This is a genomic window from Flavobacterium endophyticum, assembly GCF_003634455.1.
Lineage (GTDB): Bacteria > Bacteroidota > Bacteroidia > Flavobacteriales > Flavobacteriaceae > Flavobacterium > Flavobacterium endophyticum.
This window is the reverse complement of record NZ_RBLC01000001.1, coordinates 2110830-2127510: the sequence shown is the minus strand read 5'-3', so window position 1 is coordinate 2127510 and position 16681 is coordinate 2110830. Positions and strand designations below refer to the sequence as shown.

Genomic DNA, 16681 nt, shown 5'->3' with positions numbered 1-16681 from the left:
ATTATGAAACTTATTTTAATTAGTCACGGTTTGTAGCTCTTCTGTAAGCTTGAGTGATTGTAAAACCAGCCTCATCGATAAAATAAGTCAATGTATCAATTTTAGAGGTAAAGTAGTTGTAAACAACAACTGCAAGAGCTGACGTTGTAATACCTGTCAATGTGTTGATAAGTGCTTCAGAGATACCATTTGCCAATTCAGCTTGGTCTGGAGTTCCAGAAGTTGCCAATCCAGCGAACGCTTTAATCATCCCCGATACAGTTCCCATCAATCCTAATAATGTACCCAAAGATACCAATGTAGAAAGGATAGTCAAGTTTTTCTCAAGCATTGGCATTTCTAATGAAGTAGCCTGCTCTATTTCTTTTTGGATTACTTCTGATGCTTTTTCAGTATCAAAGTTCTCTCTTTTTACTTCTTGATATTTAATCAAACCTGCTTTTACAACGTTTGCAACAGAACCTTGTTGTTTGTCACAAGCATCTAATGCACCTTGGATATCTCCAGCTGCGATTTGACCTTGAACGCTTTTTACGAATTTTTCAACATCTCCTTTTCCAGCCGCTTTAGTGATAACAAAAAATCTTTCGAATGAGAATACGATTGTCATCAATAGTAATCCCATCAATACAGGAACGATAAAACCTCCTTTGTATACCATCCCTAGGTAGTTACCTTGTAAAGGCTGTCCATCTGGGTTACTATTTTGGAAGTTTGAAGGAGAACCCATTACAAATTCCCATACCAAATATCCGATAAGAATACAAATTACGATAGTCAATCCTGCAAATACGTTAGAGCTTTTGCTGCCTGCGTTGTTTTGAACCTTTGCGTTTGATGCCTGTGCCATTTTTTTTAATTTTAGTTTTTTAATTTTTAGAATTTAATTTTGGTAATAGATAAAATTATTTACCTGATTATTTTATAAGAACGACAAATTTATATTTTTAGTGGATAAAAAAAAATAAAATGCAGTTTTTTATTCCGTCTTAACTATATATTATTACAATCTTAACGAATAAATAATAAGAAATTTAAAATAATTTGTTTGAAAAACAAGGATAGAGCACTGGTTTAAAACTACTTATCTGCTTTTATCACCAAAAACGCCTAAGTTTTATACTTAACAAACCTAGATTTATTGCGCTGAATTATAACTCAATAATGATAATTTTATTACACTCAATGATATTAAAGCTATATCCTAATTATTTAAGGCTTAATTTGTGGCAATAATTAAAAACAATCCTAAATTTGTAACATTCGTTCATTTTTACTCACCATAAACATTTTTTTGCTCATGGCTTCAAAAGAAGATTTCATCAGTCATATTAACACAGGATATGCTACAAAAGGCGAAAGCATTATACTCGGAGGCGCAATGCTCAATGGAGAAGCGCTGCCAGATGCCCATATAAAAATCCCTTTAAAAACCTTAAACCGTCACGGCTTGATTGCCGGTGCTACGGGAACCGGAAAGACAAAAACCATTCAGGTGCTTTCAGAGCAACTGTCGCTTTTAGGCATACCTGTATTGATGATGGACATCAAAGGTGATTTCAGCGGTATCTCTAAACCAGGTATCGAACAGCCTTTTATCACGGAACGCCATGCAAAAATAAACATACCTTACCAAGTTTCTGGATTTCCAGTAGAATTACTGACATTATCAAAGCAGAATGGCGTACGCCTTCGCGCTACGGTTTCTGAATTCGGCCCTGTCCTTTTCTCTAGGATTTTAGATTTGAATGATACTCAGGCAGGTGTCGTGGCTGTGATTTTTAAATATTGCGACGATAACCAGATGCCATTGCTTGACCTGAAAGACATCAAAAAGGTCATCAATTATATTACTGAAGAAGGGAAAGCCGAAATCGAAGAACACTACGGAAAAATTTCTACCTCAACCACAGGAACCATACTCAGAAAAATTATCGAATTAGAACAGCAAGGCGCCGATCTTTTCTTTGGCGAAATGTCGTTCGACATCAATGACTTGATGCGGATTGATGAAAACGGAAAAGGCTACGTGAACATCATCCGCTTGACGGACATACAGGATAAGCCGAAGCTTTTCTCCACCTTTATGCTGAGTCTTTTGGCTGAAATATACAATACCATGCCTGAACAAGGCGACTCTGGACAGCCTGAATTGGTTATTTTTATCGATGAAGCTCACTTGATTTTTAACCAAGCCAGCAAAGCACTTTTAGATCAGATCGAAAGCATCGTGAAATTAATCCGTTCTAAAGGGATCGGACTTTATTTTGTGACCCAGAATCCTATGGATGTGCCAAGTTCTGTTTTAGCGCAATTAGGACTAAAAATCCAGCATGCGCTAAGAGCTTTTACTGCTAATGACAGAAAGGCCATCAAGATGACTTCAGAAAACTATCCAATTTCAGAATACTACAAAACTGACGAAGTACTAACGTCACTCGGAACTGGAGAAGCTTTGGTTACGGCCCTGAACGAAAAGGGAATCCCAACGCCTCTTGCCGCAACCATGATGCGAGCGCCGATGAGCCGCATGGACGTGTTGACAGACAACGAAATCAGCGAAATCAACAACAGTTCTAAACTGGTAAGAAAATATAACGAAGTAATCGACCGTGAGAGCGCTTACGAAATGCTGAACAAAAAAGTTCAAGACATCCAAAAAGAAGCTGCCGAAGCCGAAGAAAAAGTGCAAGAACAGAAACAAGAAAAAAAGGAAGCGAGCGAGCCGATGAGCCAGACTACAAAAAGCATCATCAAGGTGTTTACGAGCGCGACTTTTATTCGAGGCGTATTTGGAGTACTGACAAAAATATTCAAAAAATAAGATGAAAGCCTTTATTACGATTGGACTGCTTATTTTATCGAATGTCTTTATGACACTGGCATGGTATGGACATCTAAAGTTTAAAGAACTCAAATGGTTCGAAAATGCAGGGCTGATAACAATTGTGTTGATAAGCTGGGGACTGGCTCTTTTTGAATACTGTTTCCAAGTTCCGGCCAACAAGATCGGATTTAACGGAAACGGCGGTCCGTTCTCGCTTATGCAGCTCAAAGTCATCCAGGAAGTCATCACGCTTATTATTTTTGTGATCTTCTCTCTGCTCTTTTTCAAAAACGAAACTTTCAGATGGAATCATGCTATCGGTTTTATGTTTCTGATACTGGCCGTCTATTTTATATTTAAAAAATAATGAAAAAATATACCCTGCAAAAAGCCCCTTTTATCGTTCCGACAGACGATGGAAAATTAATCAAAGAACATTTTGGAAACGCCACCAATGGAAACTCCGAAGTATCCATCGCGCACATGATAGCACCGCCAAAATGGAGCGAGCCTTTTCAAGTTCCAGAATTTGACGAATACACCTATATTATAAAAGGCAAAAAGCAATTTATCATTGAAGGCGAAACCGTAATCTTAGAAGCTGGACAATCGATTAAAATAGAAAAAAACGCAAAAGTGCAATATTCAAATCCATTTGATGAGCCTTGCGAATATCTGTCTGTTTGCCTGCCCGCTTTTTCTTTAGAAAAAGTTAATAGAGAAGCGTAAGCCCTTATTATTTGGTAACTTTACGTGCAAATGAAACCCGTATGGAAACCAAAAAAAGAATCATAATTGTAGGCGCTGGATTTGCAGGACTGACCCTTGCCGAAGACCTTGAAAATACCGACTACGAAGTATACCTTATCGATAGAAATAACTACCATCAATTCCAGCCACTCATGTATCAAGTGGCTACGGCAAGACTAGAACCCGCAAGTATTTCCTTTCCGCTTCGGAAAGTTTTCCAGCGTTCCAAAAATGTAAAAATCCGAATCGCAGACGTCTTGAGCGTCGAGACTGAAAACAAGTGCCTGAAAACCTCCATCGGGGATTTTTCATACGACTACCTTGTCTTGGCTTATGGCTGCAAGACCAATTATTTCGGGAATAAGAATCTCGAAAATTGCGCTTTCCCGATGAAGTCTGTACCAGAAGCCATACAGCTTCGAAACCGCATACTCCAGACTTTTGAAGATGCCGTTGTTACAAAAAATCCGGAAGAGCTTCAGTATATTCTCAACTTCGTGATTGTCGGCGGCGGCCCTACTGGAGTAGAATTGGCCGGCGCTTTGTCTGAAATGAAAAAGAACATCCTTCCGAAAGATTATCCAGACAAGGATTTCTCCAAACTTACCGTCTATCTCCTAGAAGGCTCTCCTAATGTCTTGAATGCGATGAGTGACGACTCAAAAAAAGCATCTCGAAAATACCTTGAAGATCTTGGCGTTATCGTAAAAACAGGTACCGTAGTCGAAAATTACAACGGAAGAACCGTCAGCCTAAAAAACGGCGAGACCATTGAGGCGAAAAACGTTATCTGGGCGGCAGGAGTTACCGGAAACCAGATTGAAGGCATTCCGGAAGCGTCTATCACGAGAGGAAACCGACTCATCGTCAACCGATTTAACGAAGTAGAGCATTTAAAGGATGTATTTGCGATTGGAGACATTGCTTACATGACCACTCCTAAATATGTAAACGGGCATCCTCAGCTGGCTGCAGTTGCCAACGAACAGGCAAAGGTTTTGGCGAAGAACTTTAAGCTTCAGACCAAAAATAAACCACGAAAGGAATACGAATATCACGATAAAGGCTCTATGGCAACTATAGGAAAACGAAAAGCGGTAGTCGACCTGCCCAATTTCAGCTTCCAGGGACGATTTGCTTGGTTCACTTGGATGTTTGTGCATCTGATGCTGATCTTGAGCGTCAAGAACAAGCTGACCATTTTCGTAAACTGGGCTTTCAGTTATTTCAGCAACGATTCTACGCTTCGTGTCTTGATAAAGCCTGTGACCAAGAAAGTAGAAAACTAGTCGAAATAGGATATAAAAAAATTTGGGATTAAAGGTTATCATAACTTTTAATCCCAATTTTATTTTATAGCGGTATTTATTTCTTTTCTAGCAATTCTAATATCTTTTCTTCTACTTCTATGCTGTTCCATTTCTCTTCGATATGGTCCATTTTCAGGACTTCTTCCATCAAACGGTTCTGGAAATCTCCTACTTCTAAAGCTTGTGAATACGGATCCAAGCTAAAGGTCACACGGCTGTACATCGGCAGCCATTTATCGGGATGCTTTTCTGAAAACCATTTTTCTATTTTTTTCTGCAATAGGAATTTTTCATCAGCAGTCTTGGAACTCATTTCCATAAAATTCCTGTAAGACAGTTCGGCTATGGCATCGGTATTAGGCTTTCTGCTTTTTTCATATTCTTTAAAGATTCGCTCCCAATCGTTGCCGAATTCTTCCATGAATTCATACAATACGGTAATATCTTCAAAGCCAGCATTCATGCCTTGTCCGTAAAACGGAACGATAGCATGGCAAGCGTCGCCGATTAAAGCTACCTTATCACTATACGTCCACGGAAAGCATTTCATGGTCACTAAAGTACTGGTCGGGTTCTTAAAAAAATCTTCGGCCAGGTTTGGAATTACGTCTATGGTATCCGGAAGGTTTTTTTCAAAAAAGTCTTCCACTTGTTTTCTGTCTTTGAGCGATGCAAACGAATTTTCGCCTTCAAAAGGCATAAACAGCGTGCATGTAAAACTTCCGTCAAGATTAGGAAGCGCAATAAGCATATAGTCGCCTTTTGGCCAAATGTGGAAGGAATTTTTATCAAGCCTGTGCGTTCCATCTGGATTTGACGGAATATTAAGTTCCTTATAGCCTGTCTGAAGAAATTCTTGCGAATAGTCAAACATGCTCTGGCGCTGCATTCTATGGCGAACCCTAGAAAAAGCTCCGTCGGAACCAAAAACCATATCATATTTTACGGACTCCCACTCTCCTCTTTCTGTCTCTCCAATATGCAAAGTGGCATCTGCAAGTGTGACGTCCCAAATTTTCTTTTCGAAGAAAAATACGGCTCCCGCTTCTTCGGCCAAGTCAATCATTTTTCGATTCAGGGTTCCTCTAGAAATAGAATAGATGCTCTCGCCTTCTTTGCCGTAGGGCTGAAAATTCAGCTTATCCTTTAAGTGGATTGCTCTTTTGTCCATAGGGATTGAAATGGCCCGGACCGCATCCCCAACTCCGACACCGTCTAATGCTTTCCAGCCTCGATGCGACATTGCAAGATTTATGGAACGTCCGGAAAATTGGATTTTTCTGATATCAGGACTTCTATCATATACATGAACGGAATGGCCTGCTTTTTTAAGGTATATTGCCAACAGCGAACCCACCAGACCGGAGCCTACAATTGCAATATTTAAAGGATTTTGCATTAAGAGTAGAATGTAATTATAAGATATCAAATTTAGGGAAATATGATAACAATTGTTATAAAAATAATTTTTTATTTAATCTTTAGACATCTTTATTGAAAACAACATCACTAAATAACAAATAAACAGAATTTAATTCATGTAATTTGTTAATTTTAAATTAATTACATTATCTTTATCGTAATTTCTTAAAATAAATATTTAGCTGCAGAAGAGCCACAATTCTGTATAATATAAAATCACCCCAATTAGAGAACTATCACGGTATGAGTTTTATTATTAATTTTAAATATTCTATTTATGAAAACAAAACTACCTTTATTGTTTTTATTATTCTGCGGTATTGCAAATGCGCAGACGTACACGTTTAACACGGTAACGCCGATTCCGGATGGAACAGGAACTAGCTGCGGCTCAGGAAATTCAGCAGGAAACGTCTCAGTCTCTCTTAATGTTCCTATTACGGCAACAATTACAGATCCTACAAAGGTTACAATTAATCTCGATCTAGTTCATACGTGGCTAGGTGATGTGGTGGCCGAGCTCGGAACTCCCGCCGGAGGATCGTGTGCCTTAATCAAAAGACTTGGGGCCGCTACCGATACCAGCTGTGGTGACAGTTCTGATTTTGCTACAGGAAACGTATTGAGCTTTAACGCCGCCAACACGACAGCCATCAATGTGGTTACGCCTGGCGCAGCACAAAGTATTCCAGCCGGCGCTTATGCTCCTACTGGAGGGACTTCAACGTATCCAACAGATATTCCGCTGTGCAACCTGACTACCTTTTTGAATGGCGTGGCTGTCAATGGCGACTGGACGATGACCTTGTATGATAACGGTGAAGAAGATACCGGAAGCCTTAATGCTTGGCAGATTATTTTCACTACAGGATTTGACCTGAACACTCAAGATTTTCTTTTTACAAAGAGAATTTCAGTCTTAGGAAATCCCTTCAATGAGGCATTGACTTTAAAGCTAAACGAAGCCGGAAATACGAGCACCGTATTGCGCATCTTTTCTATAGACGGAAGAGAAGTCTTCAACAAAAGCTATGCTTCAAATGATGCCGGACAAACGATCAGCATCGAAACTGGGGCATGGCAGCAAGGTATCTACATGCTGGTTCCCGAAATTGACGGAAGAAGGCTAAATGCTATCAAACTGGCAAAAAAATAAGCAATCTGATCTCCCAAACTTAAAAGCCTGCAGCACAAGTGCTGCAGGCTTTTTATTTTTTAACTTCTATTTGTTCGGATTCGGTTTCTTCTTCTTTCGAATCTATCATTTCTATTTTTATATCATAACGTTCTTCTTTCCTGCCTTGCCTAGGAAGCGGAGCTCCGCCGATACCTGCCGCCATCGAAGCCAAAAGAATCAGCATGGCATAGGCCAGAAGCCGCAACTTTTTTTTGAAACTTTCCATAATTTACGCGTGTCTTTGAGCCATTGCAATAGCAGCAACAGCCTTGTCAATTAAAAAATTCAAAGAGATTTGGGCCTAGAGAGACCTAGCGAATTATGAAATAGGAGTATCTTCTCCTGAATTTCTGGAAATGGCTTGCGGACTAAAGAATTGCATCTTTGATTTGAAAGAGCAATAGTGCCTGTGTTTTTCGACCCATTTTACTTTAGCTGCTGCATTGTGAAATGTAACGAATAAAGGGGCTTGCTTTCTTCGATATTGAAAGTACCGAGCTCAAGAGCTCTTTTATAAGAAATGGCTTTTTTCTTAGAGCTGTTGCTTTTTAAAAAAGAGGTTTCGGAATGAAACGGCTGCTTTTCGAGATTTACAGAACCCGAACCATAGGAAACGCCAAGCAACAGGGTTAGTGCCAGTAGTGTTTTTAGCAGGCTTTTGCAATATGCTGATTGTGATTTATTCATCCCGCCAAAGGTATGTCTTTATGGCAACGGATTATCTAAAAAGAACGGGCTTTTTTGATTTTGGAATCTTGACGATATGAAAAGGCTGTGTCTTAACCGATGTCCCTCCGCCCGTATTTAGATTCTGTAACGTTACAACAATCGTGGCCTCATTTTCTGCAACTTGTGTAATGTCTATGGTATGCCCTCCGTTGCCTTTAATTTCATCAAAGACAGCAATGATTTGGAAAGCGTTAAAATCGATATTTGTTTCTGAAAAACTATTCGAGACAGGATTTCGAGTGTCCATCTTTTGCATCAGAAGGCTCCAATCGGCTGGGCTGTAGATGACCACATTCTGTCTTGGGATATTTTCATCACCATTGCCATAGAGATTGCCTTTTCCAATCAGCACCGCGTCAATAACGCGCGACTCTTGGTTGCCATCGCTGCTGCAGCCTTGAAGCAGAACGGTTAATAGTAGTGCAAACATTTTCATAGTCCTGATTTTTAAAATGATAGGTATAAATTTAATAAAAAAACCCGTGCTGGGCACGGGTTTTAAAATTCTTTATTTCTTAATCAGCTTCTTAGTATCGACTATTTTGCCATTGCACACCAAGGCTACCGTATACAGGCCGCTTGGGTAATTTGTGACATCGATATTAATTTCTGAATTTTTCACATCTAGGATGTAGTTGTTCGAGGCTCTGTTAGCGCCATAGCTTCCAATAATGGTTAGGTAAGCTGAGCCAGCATCATTAAGCTTATAGGATACCGTAACATTGTTTTTAGCTGGGTTAGGTGCAATGCCTCCTAAAGAGCTTGGATTCATCGTTACCTCAACTTCGGCATAATCTTTAAGCCCGTCTGCCAATGCTACAACTTCTAGCTTGTATTTTTTAGCCATCTCAACAGATACTGTAAAGTCTTTTCCTTGGTAGATCATGTTGCCTTCGGTATCGTACCAGTTATAGACTACGGCTTCGTTTAGCTGCGCTGCGCTTAATGTAATGACTTCGTCTCTATCGGCTTTTTTATCGTTACCAGCATCGGCAACAAGTCTTCTGCCGCGGGTTTCACCTTTGTTCACCAAATAGGTTTCGCCTCCTACAACATCGCCTGTTTCGGCATCTCGCTGCACAATATTGTAGACAAACTGCTGCGGAGTCATATCATCATTTAAGAAAGCAAACGTCAGGTTGAGCGTTCCTAATTCGTTAGGTTCAAAGACGATATTGTTCAGGGTAGCATTGTTTGCCCTGACAATTCTTGACATCCTGTCTCTTCCTTCCACTAATCCTCGACCTACAGCTCCTCCTCTTTCCCAGGCTCGGTACAGTCGTTCGTCCATTTTGACTGTTATTTGGGCTTGTTCAAAAATCGGCCTTACGTCTGGAATGTCTTCGGCTACAAATTCTAGGAAGTATTTCTTAGTAGCTTTCACAGGGTTTCCTACTCCAACAACGCCTCCGACACTTCCGTTAGCAAGTACATCGACAACCGTAACGTTTTTCCACGCAATATTGTTGTTGTTCTTGACATTGAGATTAAGGTCTGCTGTTTCTGGGAATGTCATCGGATCGCTGGCGGCTTCAATTCGGGTCAGCAGACAGAAATGCCACGGCTCTGGATTGATGGGCGCGTAATCGGCAGGATTTGGAACGTTCCATGCAAACGTCAGGATAACTTCTTGTCCCGGCTGGAGTACCGGAATCGTAATTCCTGCCAATGCTCCTATTTGTTTGCCCATGAGCACGCCGCCTACATAGTAGGTTCCGTTCCAGCTCATCGGCCAATTCAATGAAGTACCGGCTTTAGCCCAATAAAGTTTCAGCTTTTCGTTTCCTAAAGAGGCAACGCAGCTTTTGTTTCTTACGCGTACGCGTACGTAGTTAGGATTCGTAGGGCTGTAATCTGGATTTTGGTGCACCAAACCACTGTCATTATAGTTTCGTACCCAGATGTCTTCACTGGCCCACATGTATGGCGAAATAGTATTCGGCTCGATTCCTAGATCTGCAGGAGTGTCTTTCACATAGAGGTCTACGGTTGGCGAGTACATTTGTTGTGCACGCAATACAGCGGCATAAGCATCTATAAGTCCATAACCTGCTTGGTTGTTCCATGTTCCGTTGGTTCTTCCGGCTGTGGTAGAATAGCTAAAGCCTGGAATTTTTTGAGAAGTGCCTTCAATGATATCTCGTACTTGTTGCCCAGTAAGACATGGATTCACAGAAAGAATCAAGGCTACCAGTCCCGTTACGTGCGGACTTGCCATAGACGTACCGTTCATAGATCCTGTACTGTTGGTTGGGATGGTAGAAAGAATATTGCTTCCAGGCGCTACTACGTCAAGCTTGGTTCCATAGCCCGAAAAGCTAGAACGTGCTCCTGTAGAGGTAATCGATCCCACGGTCAAGATATTGTCTGTAAAAGTACCTGGGTAGTCCATTACAGGACCGCCGCTTCCAAAGTTTCCTGCTGCAAAAACAACTACAGTTCCTTTGCCTCCTCTTCCGTTTGCCAGGGCATTAAGGATCGCACTTTCTAGAGCCGCACTATACAGCTGTGCATAATAAGCTCCTCCTTGGTCGCCCCAAGAGTTATTGATAACATCAGCTCCGTTGGCTACAGCCCAGTTAATTCCAGAAGCAAGCTGTGCAGAGACATTAGGAACCAATCCTAACGAGTGGCTCACTGACATCAATTTCGATTGTGGCGCCACTCCAACTACCTGAAGGTTGTTGTCTTTTACGGCCCCAACGGTTCCTGCTACGTGAGTACCGTGATTGTTGCCTGAAATAAAAACACTAGGGCTGGTACCGCTTTGCGCATCAAAGCTCAAAGGCGAGATATTGGCAGCCAAGTCGTTGTGTGTCTTGTAGATTCCTTGGTCAAGGATGGCTACATTCACGCCGCTTCCTTGTGTAATCGTCCAAGCCTGGCAGGCATTGATATCGATGTTAGGATTGGCGCTGTTACTAAGTCCCCAAAGGCTTCCAAAGTTGGTGTCATTGGTACAAACCGACCTGAAATTAAACATAAAGGCAGGATCGATGTCGGCAAACTGTCCAGTTTCATAAAACAGGTTGGACATTTGCAGCGAAGTGCTTTGGTTGTCTGGTTCTACTGCCAAGATATACCATAAAGGCATTCCTTGAATCTGCTCTACGATCTTCACTTTGTTTTCGGAAGCAGTCTTTTTGAGCAGTTCAAAACCTCTATCGTCTTTCAGCTTGACATAAAAAAGGCTGGATGTTCCGATAGACGCTGCCTGAGGTCTTTTAAAAAAGAGGGAAACGCTTTTGATTCCTTTGATTTTTCTTAGGTCGCTTATGGCCTTGTCAAAGTCGGCGCTTGATGGTTCCGACTGGAATTCCAGCTTTCCAAACTTTTGGCGCTCTCCGGTAGAACTGTCGTCTTGCAGCGTAACGTCTTTAAATTTTAATCCGTCGAGGGAGGATTTCTGAAAATCTTCTGAAGTATTTATGTTCAGGAATTTCCGATCTAGATTGAGGGCAATTTTTTGGTCTTTATAATAATAAAAATAGCCGTTTTGGGCATTCATTCCAACAGCGCCCAAGAAAAATGCGAGTAGTAGTATGTAAATTTTATTATTCATGATTTCATAGTTTAGATTAATAATTGTTTAGGCATGCTAAATCGGGCCATAGTTCATGGCGGATGAATAGACTTTAAATTCATCTGTAGAAAAGTGGGTATGTTTAATAAGTGTGCCATACTGTTATGTGGAGGTGGTAGCTCCGTATATAACCGTTTAAAACATGCAACTATTTAAACTTCAATAGGTTTACCGAATTTACAATAGCTAAAAACCGTATCCTTACGATTTTCCCCATCGTGCTGTTTTTTTCTAAAAATAAGGGCTATTGGTGTTCTTTTTTTAGGCTTTAAAAGCAAAAAAAGACCGGCAGCAACGCCCGTCTTTCTTTAGATTTTTATCTTTTCTGCTGGTTCTTTTCTTGGGACTAAATTTTTTTTATTTTTTTTCGCATCGGTTCCAAAAAAAGGAGTGAATTACGTTTTTCCTCAAAGAAAAAAACACACAACCCATTACTTTACAATAGGTTATAATACAAAAATAACACAACCAATTGCTGCTTTTTTAGTTTTAAAATAACGACGATGCTGCCCCAAGTGTAGTTTGCAGCTGTTTTCGAAACTCTCCTATTAAAATCAAACAGGGACTTTCTACAAAAACAGCGGCGAAATCCCAATAAGGTTTGCTGTTTATAAAAAAGCATCCCTAAAGCAGAGAACAAGAAAGCAAAATCAGGAAATTGGGAACGCTGAAAAGTTAAAGAGGGGACCAATAAGAACTTAAGATGTAGCAATAAGAACTTGAGCAGTGCCAATAAGAACATGAGATGTGCCAATAAGAACTTAAGGGATGTAATTATTGCACGCAGATGACACCGATTTTATTAAAACCAGCTTTATTTCGTCTCAATATTCACAATCGTTTCTCCTGATGTGCCAAGATAGTGTTTTACCAAAGCTTCGTATAAGCTGCCTCCTATATCGGAGTTCGTAAAAATCAGCAGGCCTTGTTTTGTTTTCGGCAAGATAAATACGATGGCCCTGACGCCTAGATCGGCTCCTCCATGCGCAAGAGCATAGTCGCCATGGCCCAGATCGTAGATTTCGAACCCTAGACCAAAGTGCTTGCCTTTTTCGCTTGCGATTTGCGGAGTAACCATTTCTTTAAAAATATTTTCAGGTAACAACGTTCCGTCCATTAGAGCGGTAAGCAATTGGCCATATTCCTCGATAGTCGTCAACAGGTTATCGGCCGCGTTGGGTGTTGTATTCTTTTCTATCTCATACGGCTTTAGCTCTTTGTCATAGCCGGTGGCGTATCGTGACGCGTCGGTATTTTTAGTCCAGACGTAGCTGGTTTCGCTTATTTTTAGGGGCAGGAAAATCAATTCGGATGCTAATTGCTGCAAGGTTTTATGAAACTTGTTTTCTAAGGCTTTGCGCAGGTATTCGTATCCTTCCCCTGAATATTGGTATTGGGTTCCGGGGTCGGACAGAAAACTTAATTTTTTGTCGGCATTGGCCAAGCGCCAATTCGGGAAGCCGGCTTGATGGCTCAAGAGGAGTCGGGTGGTGATTTGTTTGTGTCTTGGGTCTTTGGCAATATCAGGATCGGTCCAGTAGTGGTAGACTGGCTTGTCTAAGTCCCATTTCCCTAGGCTGGCCAATCTCAATGCGACCATGGCCGTTACGGGCTTGGTTACGGAAGCCACATTAAAAATCGTATTGTAGGGAGCGGCAACGCCTGCCTTGATTTCGCCAAAGGCTTTTACCTGCTTGAGCTTTCCGTTTTCGATTATTCCTAGGCCAAGAGCGGGTACCTTATTTTCCTTGAGCCACTTTTCGATGACGGCATCGTTGTCGAAGGCAGGTACTTCCGACGTCTGCAATTGCTTGTTGACATGTTCGTAGCTGTAGGATCTGGACAGCTTCCATTCGCCGCTTTCTAAAAGCCAGAGATGGCTGAATTTTGCCGAACTGCCAAACTTTTCGGGCTGTGAGGGTTGTTTTTCAAAAAACTGATGCACGCCTATCTGGAGCGCTCCGTATATCTTGCCTTGATTCTCTCTGTCATAAAGGGCATAGATTTCTGTGCTTTGGGGCACCAATTCTCTTCGGGCCTGAAAGTTTTTGGGATCGTTGCATAGTCCGGACTCAAAGTCTTTTAGGAATTTCTTTTTGTCAGACCTGCCGCCTATGTCATGATAGAATTCTAAGTTTTCGCTCATCAAGTTTTCAAACTGGGAGATGTCGCAGGTATTGAAGCCAATATTAAACAGCAGGCTGTCTTTGGACATAATCGTCTTATAGAGCTCGCTTGTTTTTTCGACCTGGGCTTGGCTCTTTTGCGGCAAAGCGAATAGGAAAAGGAATAAAAAATAAAGGAATCGTATCATTGCTAAAGTTTTTGGCAAAGATTAGTTTTTACTGCTATAGGCGCCTAAAAATTAACCCGTCAAAAACCCGACAAATACCCGAAAGGCTTACAACATATTGAATTTCAACTTAAAATAGAGTTTTTGGTGCCTGTCGATTTCGGCCGCATTACGCAGGATGATAAACAGGTTTGACAGTACGATGCAGATTATCAGCCCTAAAGTAAACTTGCCTCCGAGTTTTAGAAAGATACCGAGCATAAAAACAATAGGCGCTAAAATCGTCCAAAGAATCTGGACGGAAACAATCTGTTTTACCAGCGGATTTTTCTGCTTTAGGATACTGGCCAAAAGAAGCGGCACCAAAATATTTAAGGGCGGCAGCACGACAAACAGCAGGGAGGAAAGATTGACCAGCTTGATTTTTGAATAGTCGATTGCAACCGATTCTTGTTTGATTTCTGCTTTTTCGCCGCCAATTGTTTCTGTTTTTGTCTTTTTGTCCAGCAATTCGCTTTCTGGGATTTCTAGAACTTTTGCTAAGGTTTTGAGCGTATAGCCTTTAGGTAATGTTCCGGCTTCGATTCGCTGTATGGTCCTAACGGAAATTCCGGACTTTTCGGAAAGTTCTTCTTGGGTCAGGTTTTGCTGTTCTCTTATACGTTTTAGTGTTGGCATCTGTTGTGTAATTGCGCCACTAAATATAATTAACTTTAGGTAAATGAGCATAAAATTTGTGAGGGCAGATTTTGGATTTAGGAGGGGAGATTTTGGATTTGGGAAAGATGCAAATAAAAACCCTTTGTTGAGGAAAGGGTTTTGTTATTGCTTGTGGTTTGAATTTGTTTGTTTGAGGCACGGATTGGAAATTGCGTTCGAATTTATTTAAAATCCAAATAATTTAGTGTCTAAACCAATCGCAAATCCCCACCAATATTTACCATTATACACCCAGTTTTTTCCATTTGAATTTATCGCCATATCAACCCCTAAAGGAATAATTGAAAATGTTATAGCTTGATATGTGTATGTTCCAGCTAATGACGTTGACAACATTAAAGTCGAATCAGTTTTCAAAGGGTCTTGATAATGATTGTTTGTGTTTTTATCACTTAACTCTTCAACCATTGGCGCAATCATCAAACCATACGAAAATTTATGCTCTGTCGTCTTTCCATCAAACCATAATCTTTTATTAGTAGCAATTTGAAAGGGGTAATAGATTCCAATGTTCTTAATATCAGCTTTTGCATAAAGTTCTCGTTTTTGAATAGAGGGTCTTACTTTGAAAGGAATAGTAATTATTGAAATTGGCATAAAATCGCAATTTTTTATTGGCCATGTATGCTTTTCTGTTGTAATAGAAATATAGCCTTTAGGCACAATTGGAGCATCATAATACTTTATTTTATTATCTGCATAATCAAGAAATTTGACTTCAAAAGCGCTAATAGCTGGGTCTACTTGTGATGGCAAAATCTGGCTGGCGAGAACGACAATATTCGCGCCTTCAAAATAAGTCTGAGTAACAGTGTTTGTAGCTGTTTTTTGAGAAGACCCTTTTAATGATAAGAAAAGACAAAAAAGTAAAATTTTAATTTTCATATGATTGAAATTTTATATTTTTAAACACTGTAATACAAGTACTTACAACAAAAATACATCTTATTCAAACTAGATATTTACGGTTTCCCATAAAACAAAAAAATAATTTAAAATATTTAAACAATTTTACAATGAGTTGTACTACTATAATGTGGAAGCGTCATATAATAGCACGCGGCTTTAATATAAAAAATCTCCTATAACAACTTAGCGCTATAGGAGATCGTATTTTTTATTTTAAAGTCTATTAGTCTAAAGGCGCTTTTCCAAACATCAATACCAACTTGTTATCTTGATAAAAGTTCAACGTCTGGTCTGCCACATCATACGTAAACGTATTATCTGTTAGCATCTTTAGCAGAGTCCCTTCTAGCTTGTTTTTGTTCTCGTCTGCACAAGCCATCAATGTACTTGCTATTCCTTTAAACTTTATGGTGTTCTCTTTGAGTTCATAGCCTCCAAAAATCCTGTTGCAGCCTCCAAAGCCGTTCATCGTTTTCATATCAGCCGGAAAAGTAACATAGGCTGAAGTGTCTGACGGTTCTGCACCATTGATCTGAATGACTTTCCATTTGTGTTTGGTGATAAAGGTCCACGCATCTGCTCCTTTTTCCCCAATCTGTTTTTTTTCTACGACTCTTTTGAGCGTGTAGGTATAGCTGCTGGCATCGGCAGGAACATTTTTTCTTTTGGTCTGGATGACATCTATCACATACCTGTAACCTGGCGTATAATCGAATCCTTCAATCTGGCTGTAGAACAGTTCCCAATCTTTGCTTTTTTTATATTTGACCTGAAAGCAGCTTTGCGGGGCTACTCCTGTGCAGCTGGCCAATTCTTCTTTGATTGTCATTCGGATAGTTTTTGCATTCGCATGGGTTGCAAAAAAAACAAGGCCGATTAGCAAAACGGCTGTTTTTAGGTTGAAGATTGTTTTCATCTTTTCTGTGCTTTTAAAAGTATTCATATAGCTGTTATTTTACTG

General features: G+C 40.3%; 15 protein-coding genes. 5 read left to right on the top strand and 10 right to left on the bottom strand.

Annotated features, from left to right (window positions below; translation table 11 throughout):
- Nucleotides 1-19 precede the first annotated feature (19 nt).
- Nucleotides 20-850, bottom strand: coding sequence for a MotA/TolQ/ExbB proton channel family protein (locus CLV94_RS09520; protein WP_121376154.1), 831 nt, complete (start codon nucleotides 848-850; stop codon nucleotides 20-22).
- Nucleotides 851-1300: 450 nt separating this feature from the next.
- Between CLV94_RS09520 and CLV94_RS09515 the strand changes: the two genes are divergently transcribed.
- The 4 genes from CLV94_RS09515 to CLV94_RS09500 are packed head-to-tail and all read left to right on the top strand — an operon-like array spanning nucleotide 1301 to nucleotide 4866.
- Nucleotides 1301-2824 (top strand): helicase HerA-like domain-containing protein, encoded by a 1524-nt coding sequence (locus CLV94_RS09515; protein WP_121376153.1) that lies wholly within the window; start codon nucleotides 1301-1303, stop codon nucleotides 2822-2824.
- 1 nt (nucleotide 2825) lies between these two features.
- On the top strand, nucleotides 2826-3194 hold the full coding sequence (locus CLV94_RS09510) for a DMT family protein (RefSeq protein WP_121376152.1): 369 nt from the start codon (nucleotides 2826-2828) through the stop codon (nucleotides 3192-3194).
- Nucleotides 3194-3556 carry a cupin domain-containing protein gene (locus CLV94_RS09505; protein ID WP_121376151.1) on the top strand — a complete coding sequence of 121 codons (363 nt, stop codon included), beginning with the start codon at nucleotides 3194-3196 and terminating at the stop codon, nucleotides 3554-3556. The genes CLV94_RS09510 and CLV94_RS09505 overlap by 1 nt, the downstream gene beginning before the upstream one ends.
- 41 nt (nucleotides 3557-3597) lie before the next feature.
- Nucleotides 3598-4866 carry an NAD(P)/FAD-dependent oxidoreductase gene (locus CLV94_RS09500; RefSeq protein ID WP_121376150.1) on the top strand — a complete coding sequence of 423 codons (1269 nt, stop codon included), beginning with the start codon at nucleotides 3598-3600 and terminating at the stop codon, nucleotides 4864-4866.
- Nucleotides 4867-4942: 76 nt separating this feature from the next.
- Here CLV94_RS09500 and CLV94_RS09495 read toward each other — a convergent pair whose 3' ends face one another.
- Nucleotides 4943-6286: an FAD-dependent oxidoreductase gene (locus CLV94_RS09495; RefSeq protein ID WP_121376149.1), complete on the bottom strand. Its 1344-nt coding sequence runs from the start codon at nucleotides 6284-6286 to the stop codon at nucleotides 4943-4945.
- Between the two features lie 300 nt (nucleotides 6287-6586).
- Here CLV94_RS09495 and CLV94_RS09490 point away from each other — a divergent pair, with 300 nt between their 5' ends.
- Nucleotides 6587-7465, top strand: coding sequence for a T9SS type A sorting domain-containing protein (locus tag CLV94_RS09490; RefSeq protein ID WP_121376148.1), 879 nt, complete (start codon nucleotides 6587-6589; stop codon nucleotides 7463-7465).
- 52 nt (nucleotides 7466-7517) lie between these two features.
- On the opposite strand, the gene CLV94_RS17050 is transcribed toward CLV94_RS09490, so the two are convergent.
- The 8 genes from CLV94_RS17050 to CLV94_RS09450 all read right to left on the bottom strand — a co-directional run bounded on the left by CLV94_RS17050 (nucleotide 7518) and on the right by CLV94_RS09450 (nucleotide 16663).
- The gene (locus CLV94_RS17050) at nucleotides 7518-7712 is read right to left on the bottom strand and encodes a hypothetical protein (protein ID WP_170148769.1); all 195 of its coding nucleotides are present in this window, start codon (nucleotides 7710-7712) and stop codon (nucleotides 7518-7520) included.
- A 200-nt stretch (nucleotides 7713-7912) separates the two neighbouring features.
- Nucleotides 7913-8173, bottom strand: a complete 261-nt coding sequence (locus tag CLV94_RS09480) for a hypothetical protein (RefSeq protein WP_121376146.1) — start codon at nucleotides 8171-8173, stop codon at nucleotides 7913-7915.
- 31 nt (nucleotides 8174-8204) lie between these two features.
- Nucleotides 8205-8651: a protease complex subunit PrcB family protein gene (locus CLV94_RS09475; RefSeq protein ID WP_121376145.1), complete on the bottom strand. Its 447-nt coding sequence runs from the start codon at nucleotides 8649-8651 to the stop codon at nucleotides 8205-8207.
- 72 nt (nucleotides 8652-8723) lie between these two features.
- Entirely contained in the window at nucleotides 8724-11777 is a 3054-nt protein-coding gene (locus CLV94_RS09470) for a S8 family serine peptidase (RefSeq protein ID WP_121376144.1), read from the bottom strand.
- 835 nt (nucleotides 11778-12612) lie between these two features.
- Entirely contained in the window at nucleotides 12613-14112 is a 1500-nt protein-coding gene (locus CLV94_RS09465) for a serine hydrolase (protein WP_121376143.1), read from the bottom strand.
- A gap of 87 nt (nucleotides 14113-14199) precedes the next feature.
- Nucleotides 14200-14769: a helix-turn-helix domain-containing protein gene (locus tag CLV94_RS09460; RefSeq protein ID WP_121376142.1), complete on the bottom strand. Its 570-nt coding sequence runs from the start codon at nucleotides 14767-14769 to the stop codon at nucleotides 14200-14202.
- Nucleotides 14770-14976: 207 nt separating this feature from the next.
- A complete protein-coding gene (locus tag CLV94_RS09455; protein ID WP_121376141.1) occupies nucleotides 14977-15696 on the bottom strand; it encodes a hypothetical protein in 720 nt (239 codons plus the stop codon).
- Between the two features lie 247 nt (nucleotides 15697-15943).
- A complete protein-coding gene (locus CLV94_RS09450; protein ID WP_121376140.1) occupies nucleotides 15944-16663 on the bottom strand; it encodes a DUF4377 domain-containing protein in 720 nt (239 codons plus the stop codon).
- Nucleotides 16664-16681: the final 18 nt, after the last annotated feature.